19 protein-coding genes are annotated in these 21,876 nt (G+C 62.0%); 11 read left to right on the top strand and 8 right to left on the bottom strand.

What is annotated here, in order from left to right; genetic code table 11:
* Positions 1-287: 287 nt before the first annotated feature.
* The 4 genes from DXK94_RS07760 to DXK94_RS07745 all read right to left on the bottom strand — a co-directional run bounded on the left by DXK94_RS07760 (position 288) and on the right by DXK94_RS07745 (position 4,123).
* Positions 288-1,316 (bottom strand): L-idonate 5-dehydrogenase, encoded by a 1,029-nt coding sequence (locus tag DXK94_RS07760; protein WP_115524530.1) that lies wholly within the window; start codon positions 1,314-1,316, stop codon positions 288-290.
* A 31-nt stretch (positions 1,317-1,347) separates the two neighbouring features.
* Positions 1,348-2,109, bottom strand: a complete 762-nt coding sequence (locus DXK94_RS07755; protein ID WP_115524529.1) for an SDR family oxidoreductase — start codon at positions 2,107-2,109, stop codon at positions 1,348-1,350.
* Between the two features lie 49 nt (positions 2,110-2,158).
* Positions 2,159-3,565 (bottom strand): GntP family permease, encoded by a 1,407-nt coding sequence (locus DXK94_RS07750; RefSeq protein ID WP_115524528.1) that lies wholly within the window; start codon positions 3,563-3,565, stop codon positions 2,159-2,161.
* A gap of 66 nt (positions 3,566-3,631) precedes the next feature.
* Positions 3,632-4,123 carry a gluconokinase gene (locus DXK94_RS07745; RefSeq protein WP_115524696.1) on the bottom strand — a complete coding sequence of 164 codons (492 nt, stop codon included), beginning with the start codon at positions 4,121-4,123 and terminating at the stop codon, positions 3,632-3,634.
* Positions 4,124-4,750: 627 nt separating this feature from the next.
* On the opposite strand from DXK94_RS07745, the gene DXK94_RS07740 reads away from it, so the two are divergent.
* The 5 genes from DXK94_RS07740 (at position 4,751) to DXK94_RS07720 (ending at position 12,701) form a co-directional block, all read left to right on the top strand.
* A complete protein-coding gene (locus DXK94_RS07740) occupies positions 4,751-6,379 on the top strand; it encodes a DASS family sodium-coupled anion symporter (protein WP_115524527.1) in 1,629 nt (542 codons plus the stop codon).
* Positions 6,380-7,319: 940 nt separating this feature from the next.
* Entirely contained in the window at positions 7,320-8,372 is a 1,053-nt protein-coding gene (locus tag DXK94_RS07735) for a serine hydrolase (protein ID WP_258868481.1), read from the top strand.
* Positions 8,373-9,564: 1,192 nt separating this feature from the next.
* Positions 9,565-10,323 (top strand): serine hydrolase, encoded by a 759-nt coding sequence (locus tag DXK94_RS21625; protein ID WP_258868480.1) that lies wholly within the window; start codon positions 9,565-9,567, stop codon positions 10,321-10,323.
* Entirely contained in the window at positions 10,320-10,598 is a 279-nt protein-coding gene (locus DXK94_RS21620; RefSeq protein WP_258868479.1) for a hypothetical protein, read from the top strand. Before DXK94_RS21625 ends, DXK94_RS21620 begins: the two co-directional genes overlap by 4 nt.
* A gap of 1,515 nt (positions 10,599-12,113) precedes the next feature.
* Positions 12,114-12,701 carry a TetR/AcrR family transcriptional regulator gene (locus DXK94_RS07720; RefSeq protein WP_115524525.1) on the top strand — a complete coding sequence of 196 codons (588 nt, stop codon included), beginning with the start codon at positions 12,114-12,116 and terminating at the stop codon, positions 12,699-12,701.
* A 186-nt stretch (positions 12,702-12,887) separates the two neighbouring features.
* On the opposite strand, the gene DXK94_RS07715 is transcribed toward DXK94_RS07720, so the two are convergent.
* Positions 12,888-13,115, bottom strand: a complete 228-nt coding sequence (locus DXK94_RS07715; protein ID WP_115524524.1) for a hypothetical protein — start codon at positions 13,113-13,115, stop codon at positions 12,888-12,890.
* 486 nt (positions 13,116-13,601) lie between these two features.
* Here DXK94_RS07715 and DXK94_RS07710 point away from each other — a divergent pair, with 486 nt between their 5' ends.
* Positions 13,602-14,174, top strand: coding sequence for a LysE/ArgO family amino acid transporter (locus DXK94_RS07710; protein ID WP_115524694.1), 573 nt, complete (start codon positions 13,602-13,604; stop codon positions 14,172-14,174).
* Positions 14,175-14,297: 123 nt separating this feature from the next.
* On the opposite strand, the gene DXK94_RS07705 is transcribed toward DXK94_RS07710, so the two are convergent.
* A complete protein-coding gene (locus tag DXK94_RS07705) occupies positions 14,298-14,489 on the bottom strand; it encodes a YegP family protein (protein ID WP_115524523.1) in 192 nt (63 codons plus the stop codon).
* 594 nt (positions 14,490-15,083) lie between these two features.
* Here DXK94_RS07705 and DXK94_RS07700 point away from each other — a divergent pair.
* Both DXK94_RS07700 and DXK94_RS07695 read left to right on the top strand, forming a co-directional pair.
* Positions 15,084-15,479: a hypothetical protein gene (locus DXK94_RS07700; protein WP_115524522.1), complete on the top strand. Its 396-nt coding sequence runs from the start codon at positions 15,084-15,086 to the stop codon at positions 15,477-15,479.
* A gap of 237 nt (positions 15,480-15,716) precedes the next feature.
* Positions 15,717-16,016 (top strand): cupin domain-containing protein, encoded by a 300-nt coding sequence (locus tag DXK94_RS07695; protein WP_115524521.1) that lies wholly within the window; start codon positions 15,717-15,719, stop codon positions 16,014-16,016.
* 39 nt (positions 16,017-16,055) lie between these two features.
* On the opposite strand, the gene DXK94_RS07690 is transcribed toward DXK94_RS07695, so the two are convergent.
* Positions 16,056-16,733, bottom strand: a complete 678-nt coding sequence (locus DXK94_RS07690) for a DUF4386 domain-containing protein (protein WP_115524520.1) — start codon at positions 16,731-16,733, stop codon at positions 16,056-16,058.
* Here DXK94_RS07690 and DXK94_RS07685 point away from each other — a divergent pair.
* Entirely contained in the window at positions 16,716-17,252 is a 537-nt protein-coding gene (locus DXK94_RS07685) for a TetR/AcrR family transcriptional regulator C-terminal domain-containing protein (RefSeq protein WP_258868487.1), read from the top strand. The genes DXK94_RS07690 and DXK94_RS07685 overlap by 18 nt on opposite strands.
* 217 nt (positions 17,253-17,469) lie before the next feature.
* Here DXK94_RS07685 and DXK94_RS07680 read toward each other — a convergent pair whose 3' ends face one another.
* Positions 17,470-17,976: a hypothetical protein gene (locus tag DXK94_RS07680; RefSeq protein WP_115524519.1), complete on the bottom strand. Its 507-nt coding sequence runs from the start codon at positions 17,974-17,976 to the stop codon at positions 17,470-17,472.
* A gap of 99 nt (positions 17,977-18,075) precedes the next feature.
* Here DXK94_RS07680 and DXK94_RS07675 point away from each other — a divergent pair, with 99 nt between their 5' ends.
* Positions 18,076-18,651, top strand: a complete 576-nt coding sequence (locus DXK94_RS07675; protein ID WP_115524518.1) for a TetR/AcrR family transcriptional regulator — start codon at positions 18,076-18,078, stop codon at positions 18,649-18,651.
* A 699-nt stretch (positions 18,652-19,350) separates the two neighbouring features.
* Complete coding sequence (locus tag DXK94_RS07665) at positions 19,351-21,813, top strand: LuxR C-terminal-related transcriptional regulator (protein ID WP_220272961.1); 2,463 nt, start codon at positions 19,351-19,353, stop codon at positions 21,811-21,813.
* The last annotated feature ends 63 nt before the right edge of the window (positions 21,814-21,876 follow it).

Here is a 21,876-nt window from a genome sequence, read left to right as displayed (position 1 = left end):
CAGCCCCCGTTGTCGTGCCTTTATTCGGTACTGAAAATACTTGCAATATTTTTCATAAAAGTCCAAACCTCCTGTCCGCTTAGAACTCCCGCAGGACAGCCCAGTCCCAGGTTTGGAGCTGTTCACTTTTGGTTGCCCTTCGTAATCGGCCGAGCGGCTGAACCTGAAACATGGCCCTCGGGTCTCGTTGAGACACGAAAGGACCTCCTGGTGTGGGCTCTCGGCAGGAGCCGTTAGCACCGGGAGGTCCTTCATGTGTGGGGCGTGCAACGACGTGCCGCGGGTATCTAGAAGGCGAGTAGCACCTTGCCGGAGATTGAGGCGTCCCGAGCTGTCTCGAACGCTTCCAGCGCCTTCTCGACGGGCAGGATATGGGTCACCGCTGGTTCCACAGCCAGTGAGCCGTCGGCGAGAGCTTTGAGTACCTCGTCAATCTCGTCGTTGAAGCGGAAGGAGCCCACCAACTCGAGTTCGCGGACGATGGCCCGGGAAATCAGGGCAGGCTGCGGGCCGGTGGGCAGGAGGCCAACCATCACGACGCGGCCACCCCTGGTGGCCCCGAGCACAGCGGTAGCAAGGCCGTGGTGCGAGCCGGAGGACTCGATGACAACGTCGGCGTCGAATAGCGCCGCCTCCTCAGCTGAAGGTGCCTTGACAGTTTTCGTGGCCCCCAGTGCCGCGGCGATTCCCAGCGGCTTGTCGTGAATGTCGACGGCAATGATTTCCGCGGCGCCAGCTCGCCGGAGCACGGCGACAGCGAGGGCGCCGATGGGTCCGCTGCCGACCACGAGGGCGCGTTTGCCGCGCACTTCTCCGGCGCGAGCAACGGCGTGCCAGGCGACAGCGGCCGGCTCGGCCACTGCCGCGCGTTCCAGTGGCAGGCCGGCTGGGAGCGGACGGAGCATGCTTGTCGACAGTGCGACGTTGCGTGCGAAGGCGCCGTCAGTGTGGGGGAACCTGGCCGCTGAACCCAGGTAGGTGCACCCCGGCGAGAGGTTGGGCCGATCCGCCGGGTAGCGCTCCGCGCCCGGGGCGGGGTTTGCCGGATGAACTGCAACGGGGGTTCCGGCCTTCGGGCCGCTGCCGTCAGCTGCGGCCACCGCGACGGTCCCGACTACTTCATGTCCCAGCAGCATGGGTGCACGGAGGATGGATTCCCCCGCGGCGCCGTGCTGCCAGTAGTGCAGGTCGGAGCCGCATACGCCTCCGTACGCGACTGCGACGACCGCCTCGTGCGGTGAGGGAGTCGGCTCGGCCAGTTCCTGGAGGCGAACGTCGCCCTTGCCGTGGGCTACGATGCCCAGGTTTTGCTGCATAATCTGCTCCTTCAGTTTCTAAGACTTGTGCTTACACGACGACGGTCATGCCGCCGTCGACGAAAATAACTTGGCCGTTGACGTACGCGGATGCGTCCGAGCACAGCCACACCGTCGGCCCGATCAGGTCCTCAACCAGTCCCCAGCGCCCTGCAGGGGTTCTCCCCAGGATCCAGGAGTTAAAGGTTTCGTTATCGACGAGGTTCTGGGTCATTTCGGTATGGATATAGCCGGGGGCGACCCCGTTGATGGTGATGCCCGCTCCTGCCCATTCGGCCGTCATGGCTCGGGTCAGGTTCCGTAGCCCGCCCTTGGCTGCGGTGTAGGCCGCGATTGTGGGGCGTGCCAGGTCGGTCTGCACGGAGCAGATGTTCACGATCTTGCCGTAGCCGCGTTCCAGCATGCCGCGGGCAACAGTCCGGCCTACCAGGAAGGCGCTCGTGAGGTCTGTGCGCAGCACCCGTTCCCAGTTCTCCAGGGAAACGTCAACGAGGGGCTCGCGGTGCTGGACACCGGCGTTGTTTACCAAAATATCGACGTGACCGGCTTCTGCAGTGCCGCGCAGGACTTCGTCCTCGTCAGTGACGTCGAAGGCGACAGCCCGGACGCGATCCTCCCCGAATCTACCGGCGAGCTCTGCACGGGTTATCTCGAGCCGGTTGCGGTCAACGCCGTTGAGCACTACCGTTGCGCCGGCCTCGGCGAGCCCGATGGCGAGGGCTTTGCCGATGCCCCGGCTTGAGCCGGTTATAAGGGCTGTACGGCCTGTGAGATCGAATGCTTCGGAAGCCATGTGTGTTCCTTCTGTGGGTCGAACGGAAGCTGTAGTGGAAAGCCGGCCGTTAGCTGCCCGCAAGAGATGCAAGCCCGTATACGCCGGCGGCGATGGCGAATCCCATGATTCCCATAATCGTTTGCATCACTGTCCACGTGCTCAAAGTCGTCTTGACGTCCATGCCAAAGAACCGGCTCACTAGCCAAAAACCGGAGTCGTTGACGTGAGAGGCGACTACGGAGCCGGCCGCGACGGCGATGACGATCGCGGCTATCTGCATTCCGTTCAGGTCAGCAGCAGCGACGGCCGGAGCAATAAGACCCGCAGCGGTGGTCAGGGCCACAGTGGCTGAACCCTGGGCGACGCGCAGGATGGCGGAAATCAGGAAGCCGGCGACGATGAGTGGGACGCCTAAGTCGCCGAGCACATCCGCAAGGGCGTCACCGATACCTGAGGTTCGCAGCACCCCGCCGAACATGCCCCCGGCGCCCGTGATCAGGATGACTGAGCAAACAGGTCCCAAGGAGGACTCAAGTAGCTTCTCCAGAGCGCTGCCGTGGAGGCCACGGCGCATGCCGAGTACAAGCGCGGCAACGAGGACGGAAATGAGCAAAGCGACCGGGGTTTCACCCAGCGTCCGCAGGATCTGGAACCAGAACTGCTGCCTAACAGATTCCTCCAGGACCCCCGAGGTGGCGAGGGTATTGAGGCCAGTGTTGAGAAAGATGAGAACCAGCGGCAGTAGCAATACGCCTACCACGGTGCGGAACCTCGGCGGGTGGGTTTCGGCCTCTGCGGTCGCGGTGCCGAGGATCGCTGGCACGGGCAGCACGAGGCGCTTGCCGACCCAGAGTCCGTAAAGGTAGGCGGCAAGGTACCAGGTCGGGATGGCGGCGACCAGGCCGGCAATCACCACAAGTCCGATATTTGCGTCGAGCAGGGCCGAGGCTGAGACCGGTCCCGGGTGTGGTGGCAGGAAAATGTGCATGACGGAGAAGGCGCCGGCTGCCGGAAGACCGTAGCGAAGCATGCCCCCTCCGAGGCGGTGTGCAACGGCAAAGACCACCGGGAGCATTACGACGAGGCCGGCATCGAAGAAGATTGGGAAGCCGAAGATCAGCGAAGCGAGGCCCAGGGCGAAGGGTGCCCGTTTCTCACCGAAGAGGTTGACAAGGTAGTCGGCCAACACCTTTGCGCCGCCGCTGGTTTCCACGATGCGTCCGAGCATGGCGCCCAGACCGACGAGAAGTGCCACCGTGCCAAGGGTGGTCCCGAAGCCGCTGAGCAGCACCGAAACAACCTTGTCCGTTGGAATGCCTGTGGCGAAAGCAGTCAATAGGCTGACCACTATCAAAGCGATCAGGGCATGCATCCGGAAGCGGATGATCAGCACGAGCAGGACGGCGATGGCTGCTGCTGCTATGAGCAGAAGTGGGCCCGCCCCGAGGGTTTGAGTCCATCCTTCGATGGTCATGGTGTTCTCCTTTGAAACAAAATTTATTGGAGTTGCGAAAATCGTCTGAAGGCGGCCAGACGCTGGCTAGGCATCCTTGAGGTGGGCCATTACGCGTTGCACGAGCTGGCCCGGAGGGGGGGAGATATCCACACGTAAGCTGCCAGCGGCCAGTTCTTCGGGAGTAAGTGGTTCAAGGGCGGCGAGCTGACTCGGCAGAAGACCAGGGGGCATAAAGTGCCCCTCGCGACACTGCATCCGCTCGGCGAAAAGCTCAGAGTTTCCATCGAGGTGAATAAATATCACGTGGCCTTCGGCCTCAGAGAGCAGCCGGGGGTAGCTCTGCTTAAGGGCCGAGCAGGTGATCACGGTGCTTCGGCGCTCCTCAGCTCTCTCCGTCATCCAATCGCGGATCAATGCCAGCCAAGGCCAACGATCCTCGTCCTCGAGCGGAATGCCGCTGGCCATTTTGTCGATGTTCTCCTGGGGATGGAATTCGTCCGCCTCGGCCAGGGGCCACCCCAGAGTGCGGGATAGGGCGGAAGCGACGGTCGATTTTCCTGAACCGGCCACGCCCATCAGCACAAGATGAGTGACAGGAGAGTGCGTTGTTTTACTCCTCACCTGGCGCGTTGGGTCGGGAGACTCATGCGGGGTAACGCGGCCGAGACATGGATCTGGGGTTTGGCCCGGCGGTATTGCTGCTGACACGAACACCTCTGTTCTTCAGGGCCATCATTGGTCCTCGTCGCGGTTTGAAAATTCCTGAAATAACATTGCAACACTTTCTGAAGTATTGCAAACTTTTTCAGGATGCCCCGCACCATTCATTGTTTTGGCGTGGTTGCCGTCCACGTCCCACGATGGTTTGTCCGGTGTGTGTTGAATTCAGTCCAAGCAGCGGCCGGGGCCGCACGCCCCTGACCGCTAGGTTCAGCCTTGTTGTCTGGACCGGTCCCATGCAGAATCCCTCGGCTTTATCTCCACAGACCTCACTAGAGATCCGTTCATGGGTTGGAACAGTTCGCACCAAAGTGGCGTGCAGGAGGCACCGGAATGCGTGGCTGCCCATACTTCGATAGGCCCAGCAGACTCGCAAAGGAGATGAGATCGGTTTTACCTATTGGATAAGTAGGGAATTGGTCTTGGACGTGATTCGGGTCACGGATGCACAGTAGGTCCAACCCCTATGACGAAAGGACGACGATGTCCAGCAATTTGACTGAGTCTTCAGCGGCCACCTCACCACCCCAGCGGACGGACGTTCGGGCCGCCCTACTGGGCGGCAAGACGTTCAAGAGCCTGAGCGAGCAGAAGCTGACTCCGCGGGAGGAGAAGTTCGAGCGGGCCCGGCAGACACTGGGATTCTTTCTGGCGCCGGCGGTATCGGTTATTTTCGCGCTTCTCCCGACCGGGATGGATCATACGCAGCAGCTGCTCGCAGCTGTTCTGCTGGGTGTCATTATTCTGTGGATTTGCGAACCGGTACCCATCCCGGTGGGTGGGCTCATCGGTGTTGCTGCTGTCGTCCTGCTCGGCGTGGCACCAGCCAATGAGGTGCTGCGACCCTTTGGCTCGACAACCATCTTCACCTTCATCGGCGCCTTCATACTCGCGGCGGCCATGCTCAAACACGGCATAGCCCAGCGGCTGGCATTCGCCGTTCTGTCCATTCCCGGTGTCGCGAAATCCACCTACCGCGTCATCATCGCCTTCGGCGTAATCACCTGCGTCCTGTCCGCGTTCGTTTCAAACACAGCCACGGTCGCAATGCTGATGCCCACCGCCCTGGGCATCCTGGCCGTGATCGCAAAACTGATGCAGGACCGCGGCGTCGTCAAGGCAGACTTCGACCCGCTCCGCCTCCGCGTCGGCGCAGCCCTGATGCTGATGCTCGCCTACGGCGCCAGCGTCGGTGGCCTCCTGACACCGGTAGGAGCACCCCCGAACCTCATCGGCCGCGGCCTCATCGAGGAAGCAACCGGAACCAAAATTTCCTTCGTTCAATGGACAGCCACAGTGGCCCCAGTCTGCGTAGCAATGTTCGTCGTGCTGGCGCTCATCATGTTCCTTTTGAACAAGCCGGAAATCCGCCGCATCGACGGCGTGGACAAATTCATCCGCGAGCAAAAGGCCGAGCAGGGAAAGATGTCCCGGGCCGAAATCAACACCCTCATCGCTTTCGGCCTGACCGTCACGCTGTGGCTCCTCCCGGCAATCGCAAGCCTCATCACCGGTCCGGACTCCGATCTCTATGCGTTCCTTGACGACCGGCTGGACGAAGGCATCGTTGCTGTGATCGGCGCATCCCTGCTCTTTATCCTTCCGACCAACTGGAAGGAACGCCGCGCGACCATGACCTGGTCCGACGCCGCGAAAATCGACTGGGGAACCATCATCCTTTTCGGTACGGGCATCATCTTCGGCGCCCTCCTTTCGGCCACCGGCCTCGCCCAAACGATCGGGAACGCTGCCGCTCAGAACCTTGGCGTCACCAACATCGTAGCGATCACCGCATTCGCGGCAATCCTGGCAATCCTCATCTCGGAAACAACCAGCAACACTGCATCCGCGGCCGTCGTTGTCCCCATCGTCATCCCGTTGTGCGTCGCCATGGGAGTCGACCCCCTCGTTCCCGCCCTCGCAGCAACGTTCGCCGCATCCTTCGGGTTCATGCTGCCGGTCTCCACACCGCAGAACGCCATCGTCTACGGCTCGGGCGCCGTTCCCATCACCCGGATGGTCCGCACCGGATTCACCTTCGATATTCTCGGTGCGATCCTCATCATCAGCATCGTCCCGATCATGGTCGGTGTCACGGGCATCGGCCGATAGCCAAAACCCAACCGGTCAGGTCCGTAGTCAGATCAGACGTGGCTACGGACCTGTTTTGGCCTTTCCTGCAGGCTCAGATCGCGCCCAGAAGATGGTCCTGCAGACGTACTCCTAGGGGCCGGGGGACGACCCATCTTCCCGGCGCCGGCATGCGGAACCGCAACACGCATCCGAAAGACGGAGCCGGCGCCGGGTTCTACGTCTGCTGCTTGCATCCAGGTTCATAGTTGGCTGCCGGGATTGACCTCGGGTGCTTCCCAGCTATTCCAGTTCGCCGATAATTGATATTCCGTCAACCTGAAAAGGCTCGGACAAGCTGGCGGGGGTGACTCCATTCCGTCCACCGTTGGGATCAATTCGGGTTATCCACGGCTGGAAAGTCAGGAGCCGTTGGGGTAGCTCCCCTTGCAGCGATAGGGGTGGATAACCCATAGGAATTGTTCCCGGTGGTGGGCGGCCGTGCGACCGAGCCTCTCAGTGGGCCAGGTCTAAGTCCCTCATTTCTACGCGTCACTTCGTAAACACAGGGCCCCACCTGGCAACTTGTACTTCGACCAATGGGACGCCTCAGATCCCAAGAAGTGTTGCAGCGTCAGCCGCAACTTGCCCCCCATTCGGGGTTCGATAGGCAATTATCCTCCTCAGGGAGACCCAGACCGGTCGCTAAACCTGCTGAATTACCGGGCCACTGCTTCCCCATTGCGAGGACCCGCCCTACCATTGATGTGCTGGGGCGATGGCACCGTAGCGGGTCTGGCCGGGCATGGCGCCACTTGCGGCCAAGCACCTGTCCTCTCGTTCCGAACGGATGGCTCAGATGAGCTCGAAGGATAGCACTTGGAGGCGAGCGGCGTTCGCCTTAGTCCTCGCTGTATCTGGGTGTACGTACTCCACAGACGAAACCACACCATCACCAAGCTCACTCGAAGCCTTGGCTCCCTTGCAGCGACAGATCCAGATGTTCATGGATCAAGGAGCGGTGGCCGCCGTTGTACAAATCCGGTGGCCGGACGGCGAGTGGTCCAGAGCCTACGGCGTGCGCGACCTCGACACCAAGACGCCGGCCCAACCGACAGATCGAGTACAAATCGCCAGCGTCACCAAAACGATGACGGCCGTCGCGGTGCTCAAGCTCGTCGACGACAACCTTATCGGACTCGATGATCCCGTCAATGACGTCATCCCCGAGTTTACGGCCGCACTCAAGCCTCCGGGTCCGATTTCAGTGAGGCAGCTGCTCAGCCATACTTCCGGGATGCCCGAAGTCAACGATGCTCTCCCACGCGATGTCGACTTCCGCCCCGTGCTGTCCCGGCCTCTGACGATGGAGCGGGGCATCCAGTTAGCAGGAACCCTCCCCTGGACCGCGTCCAGCGTCGGGTCCTTCGCGTATTCGAACACGAACTACCTCGCGCTTGGCCTCCTGATCCAAACGCTGCGGCACAAGCCCTTCGCCCAGGTCATGAATGAGGAGGTTTTCGAACCGCTCGGCCTGAAGAACACCAGCCTGGACCGAATCGGCCCGCATGAAACCGGCCTCTTGCACGGCTACGTTACCCTCCGCGGTGAACGCATCGACACCACAGACAACACCTTCATGGCCGGATCTCCGGGAGGGGGCGCGGTGTCGACCGTGGAAGACATGAACCTCTTTATGGCTGGTCTCTTCCAGGGACGCGCGCTCTCTGCGGCGTCGCTGCGGGAGATGAAGACTACCCCCGGCTTCGCCCCATACGGGCTGGGCATTTGGGAGCATGCGGACGGATGCTCGATCAAGTCGCGGCACGAGGCCCGGGGCTCCTTCTGGGACTACCAGACGGTTGCCGTCAGCAGCGACGACGGGCGCTACCAGGCCGCGATGACCGTCACCACGCCGCCGATGCCCACCGAGTTAGAAGACGAGTCCAGCGAGGACAGGCGTGAGCTCCTGGACGGCCAGATCGAGTCGACCCTCAACGAGACCCTTGACCGACTCTGCGAGCCAGCCAGGTGAGAAAGCGGCCGTCGCTCCCGGCTGGTTAGCACATACAACGGGCATGGAGGAGCGGGGACTGCGCGGTGACGGCCCACGTGGGGGAGCGTACCGAGATACTTGCTGAGTGGATGCCATCACCTGGTATGCCGCAGTCCACTTCCAGACGGTCAGCCAGGAGCAGGCAACAGTCGTCTTCGTTGCGCCGCGGTCCCATCTACCAAGAGCACCCCGTCACCTCCGGTCTCGAAGCTGCCGTTCAGTTCTCCGCGCACAAGACTTACGCCCAGCCTACTGCTGGGCGCCCTGCGGCGGCTGGCCATCCAAAGAGATGGGGGCAATCAGTGGAGCTTTCGCCGTCGGCCGGTACCCGGAGTACGCCGTTGCGGGGAGACCGCATTCAGCCGGGAGACAGTTTTATGTGCCAGTTCAGCCTGCTTGGTTGGCCCCCGGCGGTGGGGCGGGGCGGCCATGTGCTCGTAAGGTTCTTCCTGTTCACTTATGGTTGAGAGTTGGCCGAGGTCACGCTCGGGTCCGTGGAGTATTTTGTGTTGAGCTGGCAGAAGATCCTTGAAAGGTGCCGTGGGCTCCGACGACCCAACGAGGTTCTTCGGCGGTTTCTGGGCAGGCGACGTTCAGTGGGTTACCCGTTAGCTTGGCCCACTAATTTCCGTCTTCTATTGCGGCGGCCTGAAGGCCAGTATTGAACTCTAGAGGGCTGCGATTCGGATCGGAGTTGGCCATGATCCAGGCTCTGCTGTGCAAGCTGAATCTCCGGCATCATTGGCACGTTGAACATGCCGAGGACGGAGGCTTGTATACGCGTTGCCTGCGCTGCGGTAAGGATGGCAGCGGCGGAGACGGCGCCATCAATGGCTGGGCGCTGACTCGGTGGTGGTAAGCCTGCCGCCTTCGCCTTCCTTTGAAGACAGCCCAGGACGGGACCTCGACCGGGCAAGGGCCCGATACTTAAACTTGAAGTCGCTGGAACTAATGCGCCGGGGAGCCCTTGACCGGGGGCGGCGTAGTGCGCGGCCCGCCCCTTCAGCCCTTTTGATTATCTGGCGGCGTCATGAAAACGTCCTCTATTCCTTTTCTTAGCGCAGTGGCCGCAATGGTGCTGGCACTGGGTGCGTGCAGTTACTCTGAACCCGCACCCGGGCCTGCTTCCTTTGGCACCGCGCCACCGCCCACCAGATCAATCGATAACACCATGCGCGCTTTTGTGGACCAGGGCTCCGTTGCCGTGGTGGCGGAAGTCAGGTGGCCGGGAGGAACGTGGTCCCGGGCTTATGGCGTCCGGAACCTGGAGTCGAAGGAAGCGGCAACGCCGGACGACCAAGTTTTTATCGCGAGTATCACCAAGTCCATGACAGCCGTCTCGGTCATGAAGCTGGTGGAAGACGGCCTCATCGGTCTGGACGATTCGGTGAACGGCATCCTGGACAGTTTCACCACTGTCCTCAAACCACCCGGCCCTATTACGGTCCGGCAGCTTCTGGGACACACCTCGGGGATGCGCTCCTTCCAGGAGGTCACCGAGAAAACCGCCGACGACGTCCCACGCGTTATCACGGAAGACATTACGACCCAGCGGGCTCTGGAACTGACGGCTCAGCTGCCGTGGGAGGCCCGGGACGTGGGCTCTTTCCGCTATTCCGATTCCGCTTACATGGCCTTGGGCCAGCTCGTGGAGAAGCTGCGGGGCCGCCCGTTTACCGAGGTGCTGCGCCAGGACGTTATTGATCCGTTGAAGCTGGAGGACACGTCCCTTGGTCAGGCGGCAGCCGCTGAACCCCGAGTCATCCGGGGCTACATCACCTACCGCGGGGAACGCCTCGATATCACCGAAGCGCCGGGGGGTCTTGGGTCACCTGCTTACGGAGCAATTTCCACCATGTCCGATATCAACGACTTCTACGCCGCATTGTTCCGCGGGGACCTGGTGTCCAAGGACTCACCCGGGAAATGACCAGGACCGAGGCCTTCCCCCTGTACGGCCTCGGGCTCTGGAAGTGGAATCAAGACTGCGACGATAACCACCGGTTCGGCGGTACTGGCGGGTTCTGGACCTACCGCACCGCGGCAGTCGCAAGCACCGATGGCCAGTACCAGGCCACCATGACCCTGATACCACCTCCGATGCCCACACCCCTCGAGGATCCAGAGACGGCAGACAAACTCAACCTGTGGGATGACCAAATGGTCTCCGCCCTCCAAGAGACCCTGGACCGGCTCTGCCCGTAAGCCACGCCGATCGACGGGCAGAATGGGCCCGTTCGCGGCAAACGTGTTCTCGTCTTGATGCCCAGACTGGCCTATCAGCGACCTGTTCCACGTTTCTTTTGTCAGCCAAAACCGGAGGGCTTCATTGTCCTGCGGACGATGTTGTCCTTCTCGGGCTTGCCGTTCTTGAGCTTAGCGAAGCATTCTTGAACGGCGGAGACGCTGGCAGGGTCCAGCCCCGGCGCTTCAGTTTCAACCGGTGGCGGGACGCTCCTGCGCACGCTCATCCGGCGTGATACCGGGGCGCCCGGCCTGGGTCTGGTTCATTTTTGAGGATGATCTCCCTGACCCCCGGTGCGGCGCCGGAGACGGCGGATCATTACCCTCAGAGTAACGCGACGCCCACAGTTCCCGTGAGCTGCATCAGTATGTCCGTCGAGAGTTGGTCCGGGGGCCACCTGCTCCTGGTGGGATGGTCGAAATTTGTTGTTGGAAGCATGTGTTTTGGCGGATGATGTGCAGCGGTGAGTGTTCTCTGTCCTTGTTGGGGGAGGTCCTTGTGTCTTCGCCCGGGCGTGCTTGCCATTGGGGGTGGGGCTGGCTCCCGGTCTCAGCACGTCTGGAGTCAGCCCCGCTTAGCGTCTGGCGGGGTGGACAAGGTCGTCCGGCCTTTTGCCCGCAGCGGCATGCTTGGTTCCTGGCGAGGTGCTCATGACAGGGTGCCGGGTGGAATGACAGACTACGAGGGTGCGTGTCGGGCTGTTGAATGACGTCTCCGTCCGGCACGCACCTGGTGTTTCTGGCGGGCGAGCCCTCTGTAAGCGATTTAGCTAACTCCTAGGCTTCCGGCACGGCCAGTCACCGGTCCATCCTCAGTTGTGAACGGGTGCTGTGGGGCTAGCTCTATTGCTGTGCTCCTCGTGGACAGTCTTGACCAAGTATTGGGGCTAAGAAGTGTTCATGGAGGACGTCGGAGCGGTTCACGCGCCTACCCGGTGGGATGAATTGGCCGTGGTGCGACTTCTCCTTGGCGCGGTGACAGGGATGCTCTAGCGTGTGGGTCCAGGCCAATGCAGGCCTGGACTATTGGGGAGGGTGCTCTATGGCTGATATCGATGCAGTGTTGGCAGGGCTTACGGCCGAGGAACTCAATGAGATGGAGTCGATTGGGCCGAAGGGTCATCTGGGGCGACACCTTCTGGATGCCCTTGACCGGGCGGCCGGAGGCCCGGGCGCCGCACGAGGTTTTTGCGTGCTCGACGGAACGGTCAATGGTAACGGTGGCCAGTTCTGTGTTCTCCGTGACGACCTCAGTGACCGAATCCTCAAGAGGCGGACTCCTCAACACTAAGCCGCTTCCTGCAGGGTCCCATCAGCGGTCCAGAGGGATACAAGCTTGATTGGCAAGACTCCGTTGCTAGCCAGGGCCCAGTGGCTGGGGTGTCACGCTGCTGGCGCGTGATCGGGTATATCCGGGCCAGCAGCCGAATACGTGAGCGGCGGGAATCTGGTATTTGGTATGTAGAATTCTCAGGCATGAGGACCATCGCAGACGAACTTGAAGCTCCTGATGATGTCCGTACCCGTATTGTCGTGGCTGCCTACGCATTGTTTTCCCAGCGTGGAATCCGCGATGTCGGAGTTGATGAACTGATCAGGGAATCAGGGGTCGCCAAGGCGACGTTCTATCGGCATTTTCCGTCCGAGAATGATGTGGCGCTGGCATTTTTGAAGCGCCGCGACGAGTTATGGATGATGGGGTCCGTCGTCCCGGAGGCCAGAGGCAGGGCGACGAACCCCGAAGATCAGCTCCTGGCCATTTTCGATGTCTACGACCAGTGGTTCCGTGACGATGATTTCGAAGCGTGTTCCTTTGTGAAGGTACTGCTGGAGATGGGGGCGGACCACCCTCTGGGGCGGGCGAGTATTGAATACCTGGGTAGGATCCGCGAACAGGTCCAGATCCTGGCCAGGGAGGCCGGTCTTGAGGATCCTGAAGCGTTCGCGCTTTCGTGGCACATTCTTATGAAGGGCTCGATCGTCGCTGCCGCCGAAGGTGACAAGCTGGCGGCCCGGCGGGCACAGCGAATGGCCCGGGCACTGATTGCCGATTACCGGGAGTAGAGACTTCCGCCGTTGGTGGGCGAAGGAATACCAATTCCCTGACGGCTGGGTGCGTTAGCCACTGCCTTGCTCACCCTTTGATTGGATAAGTCCCCAAACCTATCGAGGGCGTCCGCAACTCAAAAGGAAGTCGGGCTCCCGACACGAGGATCCTCTTGTCGAGGACGGAATGAGGCGCTTTAGGCGTTAGGCCGACGTCGGGGAGGCGTGGTAGGTGACGGCCTCGGCCGCGTCCACGACTTCCAGCGCCGTCATATGCGCGACGGCGGCGACTTGTCCAACGGGCTTGCCGTGCATGACTGCAGTGGCGATCGCCAGCTGCAGCTCCGCCGGCGGGCCGTCCGGTTCGATACTGAGCGGCGGGCGCCCCGCAGCTGCCTTTGCCACTGCCAAGATGTCGTCATCGTCATCCATCGGAGCTCCCCTGTTCCGTTCAACGTGTCGCTTCACTACCAGCGGTGATCCCGGCTTGGGCCATTGCCCGCTGCCGCGATGTGTAGACAAAGACTTATCTGAAGACAGACAAGTCTGTCTAGAAGACGCGTAAAAATCTCGTGATTCGGAGTAATCCGCCCACTATCGCGATTCTGATTACGGGTGCGCGCGGTCTTGGCACCTATCACCCCGCTGGCCATAACGCTGTAGTAATGCCCGTCAAGGCAAGGTGCTCAAAGTGGCAGTACAACGGCAGAGCGGAGCAACAATGACAGGCGACACAGACGACGGTTCTCCTGGTGCATCACGCGCTTTCGCCTCAAGCTCAGGGGAGGGGGTTGTTCCGCCAGCGCCCAGGGTGCTTACCGATCTGCTTCGGCGTGGTGCCCTGCTCATAGGCATCACGAATCATCATGCCGCCCCTGGCCCGGTGTGTAGCTTGTGCTAAGCATTTGGGTTGCGGGGTTGATTACCGGCCTGGCGCTGATTGTCGCCATCGGAGCACAGAACGCATTTGTGTTGCACCAAGGCATTCGTCGTGAACACGTAGGTGTCGTGGTAGCACTTTGTACAGTCAGCGACGGGATGCTGATCACCGCAGGGACCTTGGGTGTCGGGGTTGTAGTTACCCAGGCTCCCGCTGCATTGATTGTCCTGAAATGGGCCGGCGCGATATACCTGCTTTGTTGGGCGGCACGGTCTTTCGCGGCCTCCGTTACACCCTCAACATTAGCCGGCTACGCTGCCCGCTCCCGAGGTTCAGTCGTAAGCACCACACTGGCGGTGACATACCTCAACCCGCACGTTTACCTTGATACGGTCGTGTTGCTGGGCGGACTGGCCAACCAGCACGGCTTAGAGGCTCGATGGGTGTTCGTCACAGGGGCTGTCGCAGCAAGCGCTGCCTGGTTCCCAGCTTTAGGCTATGGAGCACAAGCGCTATCTGCAGTCCTCAGCAGTCCGCGTTCGTGGCAGGTAATAGAAGCAGTCACAGGCGTCGTTATGCTCGGCATAGCCGTTAAGTTAATGCTCCACTAATTCTCCCGGCGGCGAGGCCTGATAGATAGGCTTCGACAGCCAGCGCGGAACTGGCCTCTCGTCAAGGCAATGGTCTTCGAAATGATGTCGCGCAAGTGCGGCAGGTGTCCTGGCTCAGTACACTTAGGCGCCAAGGGTGCAGTGGTCACTGATAAGCCCGGTCGCCGCGCACTCGCGCACTGTCCGGATTCCCTGGACTGCGGATTCCTTGTCCGGGTAGCGACCAGACACGGCAATAACGGAGCCGTCGGCGGCCTTGAGCCTGAACCCGTAATAGGTGCGATCGACGTTATAAAGCTCGAATGATCCGGTCATGGATTCCCCTTATGCTGCCCAAAGCGCGGGGCCCCGGGTTTGCGTCACCTGATGAAAGCGCTTCTCTGCGCTCCGGCCCCCCAGCCGCCCGACAGATCAACCGTACCGGAGAAATCGTTTACTCACGAGTACGACTGCCGGGAGGGGACATTTCCGGACCCAGGGGGCGGGGCGGGTTCTTCACGCAGGCAAAATGCTCACCACGTCCGCAAGTTTCACTCGGCTCCCGCAGCGTCGGGCTCGGTCGGCAGGCTCAAAAAAGAGCTAACAATGCCAGGCCGGGGTCGTGAGCACGAGGTGCGACGACTTATCAGAGATCTTGAAGCTCTGGCGACCACGAACGAGCCAACGGGGAACTAGCCGGTCGAGGGCCGCGGCCTTTGTCTCAAGATTCACACAATTTGTCGTATTGATGGAGTAATTCTATTTTTTGCCGGGCCAGTGCGCACTATCGTTTTTCCCGGGGGCGGATCGTGCCCTTGTTTCACAGGGGCGGGGGCACTGGCAATGTACACAGCATCACCCAGAGTAAAGAGCTTCGGAAGCCGGTTTACTGTCGGGATAGAAGGCTCTTTCGGTACACTGCACTACGCGGTGGTGGCACTCAATCCATTGGACATCGCAGCCGCGGGGAATGCGGACGCCCAGCAGTGCCTGCTGGCGCCGCTTGAACTTCTGGGACGCGGTTTCAAACCTGCCCGCACTACAGACCTTGAAGATATCGTGCTCAAAGCACAGTTGGGCGACGGCAGCGTCCGGTGCCACGCCTCTACTGAGGGACTGATCCTGTTGCTGGTCGACGACAACCTGGTGTGGTCGCGGCAATTCGACCCCGAGGACCCCGATATTGCCCCGTGGCTTGAAGCTGCCCGAACAAGGGACGTGACCATCCTCAGCGGCAGCCTTCATGCACGGCATGCCGGGGACGATTACAGCGCAAACGACGAACCGTTAATGATGGCAAAAGTTCCTATGGAGTGGACACACTAACTGCAGGGCGCTTCACTCCGCCCCCCGCTGGGGCCAGTACCTCCGCATTCACGGTTCTCTTGGGCCGGATGATCCGCCGAGGATGACCGGGGACCTGCTGGCCGGGATGTGGGAGCTGATCGGGTCCCCGCGTGCGGTGTCGCGGCGGCTGACCCGGGACAACGAAACCGGCATCGGCGGGCCGAACAGCTACGCCGCCAGAGTCACGGCGACTCTCCGGTGTCGGTGTCAAGGCTTATGCAGGCCTGGAAGATCGTCATTCCGGCGTCCAAGATCGAGCCGGTCCTGAAGACTCACGAGGGCTATGAGTGGCTGTATGTCCTTTCGGGGCGGATGCGCCTTGTGCTCGGTGATCATGACCTGGTCCTCGGGCCGGGGGAGGTGGCCGAGTTCGATACCCACGTTCCGCACTGGTTCGGGAGCACCGGGGATCAGCAGGCAGAAGTGCTCAGTGTCTTTGGCGGCCAGGGCGAGAGGATGCACGTCCGCGCGAAGGCGAACAAGCAGCGGAACGACCAGCAGGGCCGGCCCGTCTGAGACGGGTCGGCCGTGAGGCTTCTAGCGGGGGTTGTGGGTTTAGCGGATGGTGAGCTTGCGGCCTTTGATCAGGAGCCAGAAGATCGCCGCCGTTTCGCCGATGATGGCGAACAGTCCGTACATCGGGGTGAATCCGTCGACAAACGCGACGCCGATGGCGTCGATGATGTACCCGGTGCCGGAGATGAACAGAAGTACGCCGAAGACCTTGGGTACGAAGGTTGAGCGGAATTCCAGGTAGCCGATCAGGATGAGGTACAGGCCGAAAAGGCCGAGGCTGATGAGCCAGATCGTCCGGAACGATTCGATGGCGTGCAGAGCCAGTTCGGGCTGATCGAGAACGGTGTAGGCGTAGGCCAGCTGGCTGGTTGCCACGGCAAACAACCCTGCGAAGGCGACACGCATCCACGCGGCAACGGCTGACACTTTCCGGTTCACGTTCTTGAAGAGTGCGAACCAGGCAACTGCGGCCAGGACGTCGATGAGCGTGACCAGGAAAATGGCAAGAACGCCGGCCAGATACACGATGCCGGACTGTGAGATGTCGGCGGCTGTCTTGGCTGCGTCACCTGGGGTGATGAGGGGCACGACGGCGCCGAAGTAGCCGACCGTCATCAGGACCACCATGGCCAGCAGGCCGAGGCCGGAGACGAAAAGCTCTCCATGCGGCGGCTGGGGGAGGGGCTGGGGGTGGAAGCGATGTCGCTCTACAACCATGTCTCCAACAAGGAAGACCTGCTCAACGGGATGATCGACACCCTGTATGGCGAAATCGAACTGCCCTCACATGATGATGACTGGAAGACTGCCCTGCGCAAAAGATCCGTCTCAGTCCGGCAGGTTCTGCTGCGCCATCCGTGGGCCAACGGGCTGATGGATTCAGCAACCAGCCCCGGTCCCGGGACGCTCAGGCATCACGACCGGGTGCTCGGAACCTTCAGGAACGGGGGCTTCTCGCTGGCGATGACGGCACACGCCTTCTCGGCGCTGGACAGCTACGTTTACGGTTACGCCAAGCAGGAAAAGGCCCTGCCCTTTGATGACGGGGAACAGGCCGCCGCCATGGCCCACGTCATGCTCGCACAACTGCCCGCCAGCGAATACCCCTACCTCCATGAGCTGATGGCTAAACATGTGCTCCCGCCCGGGTACAACTACGCCGACGAATTCAGCTACGGCCTGGACCTGGTGCTCGACGCCCTGGAACGGGCACGTGACGCGGAAGGGGCAGGGTAAGCGAAACAGGGGAATGTGCCCTGCACAGCACCAGCCGGCCGCCAGCCACGTTGCTTCCGATGCTCATTGGTCCGAGAAACGCAGGAGCCCTCCCCGCCCGCAGAACGTCCCATGGCAGGCGTAATGTCGCTACGGCGCTCAGTACCGTGGCAGCTGCACCCTCGGAGAGTTTCGTACGGGACTGGCGGTCATCTTCGATTCCTTACCTCGTGGAGCTTTACAGACTCCTGGTAGGCAGAGCTGAACGGGGAGGCGTCAAGCGGCGGTGAATTAGAGTCCTGGCATAGGGAAGCACTACGGCGATTGTGGCAGCAATAAATACCAGCTGTATCAGCGTCCGAGGCAGGAGGTCCGTGGCGAGAGCGCCGTTGACAATGAGTCCGGCCTGCGCCACGTAGACGTTAGCCGGGAATATGGCCACCAGCAGCAAGGCGAGCCCGCCGGCCGCCCAGGGCGCCGTCCGGCGGTGGACGATGCCGCCGGCCCCAAGCAGTTCCAGCACGCCTGTAATTGTGACCAGCAGTTCGGCATTGGGAAGAGCCGGCGGCACCAGTGCCACGAGTTCCCCGCGCATGCTGTTGAAGTGGGCCAACCCGGTGAGGATGAACATGCCCGCCAAGCCACCGCGCAAGCTGGTGTGCCAGGACCGGAGCGGTTTGATGCCCATAGCCCCGGCGGCACGGAGCAGGAGGGTTAAGGCCACGAGTGTAATAAGGGGTGCCATGGCGGGTTCCTTTCAAGCACATCGACATATCTTGTCACTGCCTAGATTACTCGGCAGCAGTAACTTGTCAATGACTAGATTGTGGGTAGTCTTTAGGGCATGAGCACATCGGCGTACCATCACAAGAACCTTCCGGACACCATCATCAGCGCCGCTCTCGATGTCATTGCGGAGTCGGGCCCGTCAGCACTGAGTTTGCGGGATCTTGCCAGACAGGCCGGGGTCTCCCATGCCGCGCCCGCCCATCACTTCGGGGACAAGGCAGGCCTCCTGACCGCCGTCGCGGTGCAGGGCTTCTGTCTCCTGGCGGACGCGCTGGTGGAGGCGCGGCGGCAAACCGGTGACTTCTTGGAGGTGGGGGTGGCTTATGTCGGCTTCGCCGTCGAGCACCCAGCCCATTTTGCCGTGATGTTCCGGCCGGAGCTGTACCGGACAAATGATCCGGAACTGGTCGCGGCGAAGGCCCGGGCGGGCGAGTCTCTCTACCGGGGGGTTGCGCCGTTCACATCCTCGGAATCAGGCACGGTGTCGCAGGACGCGGCGCTGGCCGCCTGGTCCCTGGTCCACGGGTTTTCTACCCTTTGGCTCAGCGGCAGTCTGCCTGAGGGACTGTCGGCAGATCCGCGGCAGGCTGCCCGGGGGATTGCTTCCGTTCTCTTTTCCGGGTCGCGATAGCGCAGGCCGTCCTCGGCGGAATCTTGTTGGCTTGGTGATCGGCGCGTTGTTCGCACACGGGGACGAACCACCCGATGTGTTTCAGCGTGAGCAGCAACGCATCTGAGCGGAGGTGATGGTCCCAGTCCCGGTCAGGAGTTGCTCGCCTTGGCGATGACGGCACACGCCCCTTGGCACCGGGGAACGGGCCGCCGTCATCGCCAACGTCATGCTCGCACAATCCTGCCAGCGAATACCCCTACCTTTACGAGCTGATGGCTAAGCATATGCTGCAGCCCGGGTACAACTACGCCGACGAATTCAGCTTCGGCCTGGACCTGGTGCTCGGCGTCCTGGAACGAGCACCCGCGGAGGGGGCAGGGTAAGCGGAACAGGGGGATTTTGCCCTACACAGCACCAGTTGGCCGCCGTATAGTTCACCCAATGGCGATGAGCATGCTTGCCACGAAGTTCCATGTCCCGGCCCCGCGGCGCCGAGCCGTCGCCCGCCCGAGGCTTGTCGAGCCTCTGTTTTCGGACTCGCATGAGGGTCGGAAGCTCACGTTGGTTTGCGCCCCCGCCGGCTTCGGCAAAACGACTTTGCTGAGCCAGTGGGTACTGCAAGTCCGGGCAGCGGAGCCCGGGGTGCGGGTTGCCTGGTTGTCACTGGACGCGGGCGACAACGACCCTGCCCGTTTCCTAACCCATCTCATTGCCGGAATGCATGGCGCGGATGCAGGACTCGGGTCAGGTGCTCAAGCGCTGCTCGACGCTACCCCGGCCGCGGCGGTGGAACCGGTCCTGGTTACACTCATCAACGACCTTTCTCGGGCGGAAACGTCCTTCATCCTCGTCCTCGATGACTACCACGCGATCGAAGCGCACGCTGTTCATGACGCGGTAACGTTCCTTCTCAATCATTCCCCGCCCCAACTGCACCTGGCCATCACAAGCCGCTCCGACCCTCCGCTTCCCCTGTCCCGCTTAAGGGCTCGGGATCAGATCACTGAACTGCGCGCGGCCGACCTCCGCTTTTCGACCAAGGAAACGGCGGCATTTCTCAACGAGTGCATGGGGCTGCGCCTTTCCGCCGAGGACATCTCCGCCCTCCAGGCCCGGACGGAAGGCTGGGCGGCCGGCCTGCAGCTCGCCGCGTTGTCCCTGCGCGGGCACGACGACGCGCCAGGCTTCATCAACGCCTTCGCCGGCAGCAACCGCTTCATCCTGGATTACCTAGTTGAGGAGGTACTTCAGCGCCAGCCTGACCATGTGCGAAGCTTCCTGATGCACACGGCCATCCTCGACCGCCTCTCGGGTCCACTGTGTGACACGGTCACGGGGCAGGGCGGCAGCAGTGCTGTGTTGGAGCAGCTGGAGAGGGCAAATCTGTTTGTTGTCCCCCTGGATGACCGGAGGCAGTGGTATCGCTACCACCACCTCTTTGCCGAAGTGCTCCGGGCCAGTGCCGTGCACGAGGAACCTGAGCTTCAGCAGTCGCTGCACCGGCGCGCCAGTGAGTGGTATCAGCACCATGACCTGCTGGAGGATGCCCTGAAGCATGCGCTGGCGGCTGGGGACTTCGAACGGGCGGGGGCTCTGTTGGAGGCGGCGCTGCCGGCCATCCGAAGGAGCCGGCATGATGCAACCCTGCGCGGCTGGTTGACCGCGCTTCCCGACCATGTCGTGCGGGCGAACCCTGTGTTGAGCGTGTTTTTTGCGTGGATGATGCTCACAGCCGGTGACCTGGGCGCCGTCGAACAACGTCTCCAGGACGCTGAACGGGGACTCGCGGAGGCTTCCCGCGATGGGGAACCGACGCGTGATCGAGCCACCGGGCTGAATGCCGGGAGCGAGGAGTTCCGTGCCCTGCCGGTGACCATTGCCGTGTATCGGGCAGCGCTGGCGCAGGCAGTGGGGGATGTGGCAGGGACCGCCGCCCATGCCCGGCGCGCGCTGGAGCTATGCGGGCCGGGTGATCATCTGTCGCGGGCAGCGGCGGCAGGGTTCCTCGGGTTGGCCGCGTGGGCCCACGGTGATCTCGACACGGCAGTGCCGACCTTCGCCGACGTGGGCCCGAACCTGCATGCTGCAGGAAACATCGCCGACGAGCTCGCCAGCACCATGGTCCTGGCGGACATGTGGATGGCAAGGGGCAGCCTGCACCAGCCCCGGCGACTTCTGGAACAAGCCCTTACAGCCGCTGACACAGCAGGAATAGCTTCTGGTCCGCCGACGGCCGACCTCCACGTGGGAATCAGCGCCCTGCACTGTGAGTCCGGGGCGGTGGCTGCTGCAAAGGAACATTTGGAGGCGGGGATCGCGCTCGGCAAGGCGGCGTCGCTGCCGGAGAACCTGTACCGCCGATTCGTGGTGATGGCACGTCTTGAGCACCTGTCCGGAGATCCCGGCCGTGCCATCGGGCTGCTCGAGGAGGCCGAGCGGCGTTACCTGCGGGGGTTCTTTCCCGACGTCTGGCCGATATCTGCGATGAAGGCGCGGATCTTGATCGGGCAAGGGGCGCTGCGGGAAGCCGCCGACTGGGTCCGGGCACGGGACCTCACCGCCGATGATGAGCTGAGCTACCTGAGGGAATTCGAGCACCTCACCCTCACCCGTTTGCTCATCGCCCAACACGAAGCAGACCCGCCCAACGGCTCCCTCGATGACGCCTTCAACCTACTGGAGCGGTTGCTCCAAGCCGCCCAAACGGCCGGGCGTGGTGGCAGCGTCAACGAGATCCTCGTCCTGAAGGCAAGGGCTTACCAGGCAGAAGGCCGTATGGATTCCGCGCTCGAGGCCCTGGAACTGGCACTGAAGCGCACCCAAGCCGAAGGTCACGTTCGGTTGTTCCTGGATGAAGGCGCACCCATGATCGCCCTGCTGCACAGGGCCGCCGTCGAGCGTATCTGTCCCGGATATGTCAGCCAACTGCTCCACATTAACCCCGGGGAAACTTCCGGTCCCACCACCCCCGGGACGGATGCCCGCAGCGTCCCGCTTAGTGAGCGGGAAGTCCAGGTGCTCCGTCTGCTCGACTCGTCCCTGTCCGGTCCGGAAGTTGCCCGGCAGCTGTATGTCTCGCTCAACACACTTAGGACCCATACCCGGCACATCTTCGAAAAGCTCCAGGTGAGCAACCGGGCCGAGGCGGTCCGCCGCGCCCGCGAGCACGGGCTCCTCTAAAACGAACCAATCCCCGTCGAAAATCACCACCCCGGTCACCACATGTAGTGATGCTGTGACACC

Origin of the sequence: Arthrobacter sp. RT-1 (assembly GCF_003367205.1) — a bacterium.
In the GTDB taxonomy this organism is placed as follows: domain Bacteria; phylum Actinomycetota; class Actinomycetes; order Actinomycetales; family Micrococcaceae; genus Arthrobacter.
Note: the sequence above shows the minus strand (reverse complement) of the source record. Positions and strands in the feature narration are given on the sequence as shown.